At 65.7% G+C, this 4,352-nt stretch carries 3 protein-coding genes; all 3 read right to left on the reverse strand.

The features are described 5' to 3' along the window. On the reverse strand, positions 1–2,234 hold a 2,234-nt coding region (locus ABZE94_RS20700; protein WP_372878001.1), incomplete at its 3' end, for a YhdP family protein. A gap of 31 nt (positions 2,235–2,265) precedes the next feature. Then, positions 2,266–3,723, reverse strand: a complete 1,458-nt coding sequence (gene rng / locus ABZE94_RS20705; protein ID WP_372878003.1) for a ribonuclease G — start codon at positions 3,721–3,723, stop codon at positions 2,266–2,268. 55 nt (positions 3,724–3,778) lie between these two features. Then, positions 3,779–4,351, reverse strand: coding sequence for a nucleoside triphosphate pyrophosphatase (locus ABZE94_RS20710; RefSeq protein WP_372878005.1), 573 nt, complete (start codon positions 4,349–4,351; stop codon positions 3,779–3,781). Position 4,352 lies beyond the last annotated feature (1 nt).

Consider the following 4,352-nt stretch of genomic DNA (forward strand, 5'->3'; position numbering starts at 1 on the left):
GCCTTGCCCCGCACGGCATGGCCGAGGGCGTGCGCGCGAATATCCGGGGCACTCAAACCGCTGGCCGTGTCGTAGCGAAAGGTGCCCTGCAGCTGGCTGAGCTCCAGCTCGGGGGTGCTCAACTTGAGCCGCGCACCTTCGGTGGTGAAGTCGACTATCACCGCCGGCGCCTGCCCTTTGCGCAGCGGCAGATCGAGCTTGAGCCGGCCCGACAGAGGCCCCTCGCCCTGCCAGCCGGCGAAGGTTTCGGCAGTGCCCATGGGCGCATCCTGGAGAATCTTCAGGGCATCGCCGACGCTGCTTTGCAGCTCGCTGTCCAGCAGCAGCCGCGGCGCCTGCCCCGGCGCCGCGTGGGGAATGTCCGCCGTGGCGTTGCGCACCCGGCTATCGAGTATGCGTCCCTCGACCACCCGCACCCGCACCCCGCTGTCTTCGATGAACACATCGCCACGCGCCTCGCGCAGTGCCGGCCAACCCGGCTGGAAGGCCAGCTCGGCATCTTCCACGGCGAAGAACAGGCTGAGGCTGCGCGCAGCATCGGCGGCGCCCTTGTTCAGCGACCCCTGGTACTGAAAATAGCCTTCGTTGACCGTGCCGCCGCGAATCGCGGTTTTCAGCCAATCGGCCAGTTCCGCGCTCAAGCCAGGTGCGCGGGTCGGCAGGTATTTCTCGGTATAACGCGCATCGCCGTCACGCAGACCGACGCGCAGGTCCATGTAGTCCTCGGCCTCGGGATCGAACATCAGGCGAATCAGGAAGTCGCCGGCAATCGGCCCCTCTTCACCGAGCACCTGCAGATAGGGGCTACGCAGGGTGAAGGCCTGTTCGTCCAGCTGCCAGGTCAGCCGGGCACTGGCCTGACTGTACAGCCAGGGCTCGGGGAACAGGGTGTCCAGGTGCAGGGAGAAATTTTCGCTGGCCAGGCGCAGTTCGCCCTGGCCCAGGTCACCGGCCACACTGCCGCTGATGTTTTCGGCCGCCGGCGAGGCCAGGTAGGCGGCAAAACCGATGCGCTCGAGATTGGCGGCGAACTGCAAGCGCTCGTCGCCCTCGATCCGGGGCCGGTAATCCACCTGGATATTGCGCAAGGCGCCCTGCGGCTGCAGGCTGACGAGCAGGGCCAGGCCCTTGTCCGGCAGGGGTGCCAAGGCGTTGACCAGCGGCAGCAGCGGCGCCAGATCGAGACGATCGGCGCCGAGCGACCATTGTTCTTCGGCTTCGCGACTGTCCCGACGATGACTGATGGCCAGTTGCACCTCGCCCCAGCGGGTCTCGCCCTGGCTCAGCGCCAGATCGTCCAGCAGCAGCTCGAAGCCCTGTTCGCTGCGTTCGAAATAGGCGTTGAGGGCAAGGTTCTGCACCTGCGCCGCCTCACGCTCGAGATAGGCAGCCACCACCTGCGGCGCGTGCAGGCGGCTGACGGCACGCTGCAAGGCGCCGTCGGCCCAGGCCAGCCAGACTTCACCGCCTGCCTGCAACTGCTCGAGACGCCACTCGCGCGTCACGCTCGGCGGCAGCCAATGCGCCCAATCGCTTTGCGGCAGGCTCAGGTACAGTTCGGCCTGCACCTCGCGCCAGCGCTCGGCCTGCATACGGGTGCGCAACTGCAGCGCCACTGGCTGGCCGTCGGGCAGCAGCAGGCGCGCATCCAGACGCTGCCGACTCGCACCATTGCGCAGGGTCAGGTTGACGTAGGTCAGGGTAACGGCCGGCAGCTGCTGGGCCTGCAGCGTCACCTGGCTGTTCAGCAGCGACAGGCGGTCCACCGCTTGCAACTGCTGCAATACCCGAGTGACATCCAGGGCCGCAGGCTCGCTGCGTTGTGGCAACCCCTGCAAGGTCCAGGCGCCCTGCTCGTCCTGCTGCAGGCTGAACTGCAAGCCATCCAGCTCCAGCTTGGCCAGCCGCGGCTCACGCGCCGACAGGCTGGCGAGCACGTCCGGCACCAGGCGCACCTGATCCAGGCGCAGTGCGCCGGCACCTTCGCCCAATTGCACGTCATGGGCGATCAGCAGTGGCGCGAAGCCCTGCCAGCGCCCCTCCAGCCGGCCGATCCGCAGCGGCATACCGAGCGATGCGGAAGCCTGGTCTTCGGCCTCCAGGCGGTACTCGGCGACCCAGGGCACCAGTTCGCGACCGAGACTGACATACAACGCGGCGAGCACCAGGCCCAACGCGAACAAGCCCAGGCCCCAGCGCAACGCCGCGATCAACCAACGAGCCAGATGCGCCATTCAGTTCATTCCCTGGACACAGCTGGCCGATTCACAGCAGCACCACATCGTATTGCTCCTGGGAGTAGATCGTCTCGACCTGAAACTTGATGGTCCGGCCGATAAAGGCTTCGAGGTCGGCGACGTTGCCCGACTCCTCGTCGAGCAGGCGATCCACCACTTTCTGGTTGGCCAGCACCCGATAGCCCTCGGCCTGGTAGGCCCGCGCCTCACGCAGGATCTCGCGGAATATCTCGTAGCAGGTGGTTTCCGGGGTCTTCAGCTTGCCGCGTCCCTGGCAGCAGCTGCAGGGTTCGCAGAGAATCTGCTCGAGGCTCTCGCGCGTGCGCTTGCGGGTCATCTGCACCAGGCCCAGTTCGGTGATGCCGATGATGTTGGTCTTGGCGTGATCGCGCTCCAGCTGTTTCTCCAGTGTACGCAGCACCTGGCGCTGGTGCTCTTCGTCTTCCATGTCGATGAAGTCGATGATGATGATGCCGCCGAGGTTGCGCAGGCGCAGCTGACGGGCGATGGCGGTGGCCGCTTCGAGGTTGGTCTTGAAGATGGTCTCCTCGAGGGTGCGGTGACCGACGAAGGCGCCGGTATTGACGTCGATGGTGCTCATCGCCTCGGCCGGGTCGATGACCAGGTAACCACCGGACTTGAGCGGCACCTTGCGCTCCAGCGCCCGCTGGATCTCGTCTTCGACGCCGTACAAGTCGAAGATCGGCCGTTCGCCCGGGTAGTGTTCCAGGCGATCGGCGATTTCCGGCATCAGCTCGTCGACGAACTGGGTGATCTTCTGAAAGGTTTCCCGCGAATCGATGCGGATCTTCTCGGTGCGCGGGCCGACCAGGTCGCGCAGGGTGCGCAAGGCCAGGCTGAGGTCTTCGTAGATCACCGACGGGGCCGGCGCGCTCTGCTTCTGCGCCGCGATCTGATCCCACAGGCGGCGCAGGTAGCGGATATCGACCAGAATTTCGTCGCTGCCCACACCATCGGCGGCCGTGCGCAGGATAAAGCCACCGGCCTCGGCGATGCCTTCGGCAGCGACGCAGTCGGCCACCACCTGCTTGAGGCGTTCGCGCTCGGCTTCGTCCTCGATCTTCAGGGAAATGCCGACATGACTGGTGCGCGGCATGTACACCAGGTAACGCGAGGGGATCGACAGCTGGGTGGTCAGCCGCGCGCCCTTGCTGCCGATCGGGTCCTTGGTGACCTGCACCACCAGGGCCTGACCTTCGTGGACCAGGGCGCTGATGCTTTCCACCGCGCTGCCTTCACGGCTGGAAATTTCCGAGGCATGGATAAAGGCGGCGCGATCCAGGCCGATGTCGACGAACGCCGCCTGCATGCCCGGCAACACCCGCACCACCTTGCCCTTGTAGATATTGCCGACGATACCGCGCTTCTGCGTCCGCTCGACATGCACCTCTTGCAGCACGCCGTTTTCCACCACCGCCACGCGCGACTCCATCGGCGTGATATTGATCAGGATCTCTTCACTCATGGCTCTATCTCTGGTCCGACGAAGCGGCAAGCCAGGCAGCGCCAGCCTTCAGCGCTCACCCGCGACCTGCACCCTCTTGACTGTGGACTGGCAACGGCTGCCAGCACGGAATAGCAAATTCTGCGAGCAACTCGGCGGTTTCGCACAGGGGCAAGCCCACCACGGCCGAGTAACTGCCCTGCAACTGGCTGACGAACACTGCCGCCAACCCTTGAATACCATAACTACCAGCCTTGTCCTGCGGCTCGCCGGTGGCCCAATAGGCCTCGATCTCCGCACGGGTCAAGCGCCGGAAGCGCACCCGACTGCTGACCACCCGCGCCGCCACCCTGGTGGTCGACGCCAGGGCTACCGCGGTCAAGACCTGATGCTCGCGGGCGGACAGCGCGCTCAGGGTCGCCACGGCTTCGGCGCGGTCCTGCGGCTTGCCGAGAATCCGCCCATCGAGGACCACGGCCGTATCGGCACCGAGTACCACAGCATCACCCGGATCAGCCAAGGCGGCCAGTCCAGCCTGCGCTTTGGCGCGGGCCAGACGCTCTACATAGGCGCAGGGAGGCTCTTCTGGCAATGAATTTTCATCGACGGGGACGAGTAGCGTGCTGAAGGGCACGCCGATCTGGCTCAAC

It is taken from the genome of Pseudomonas sp., assembly GCF_041601375.1.
Classification (GTDB): domain Bacteria; phylum Pseudomonadota; class Gammaproteobacteria; order Pseudomonadales; family Pseudomonadaceae; genus Aquipseudomonas.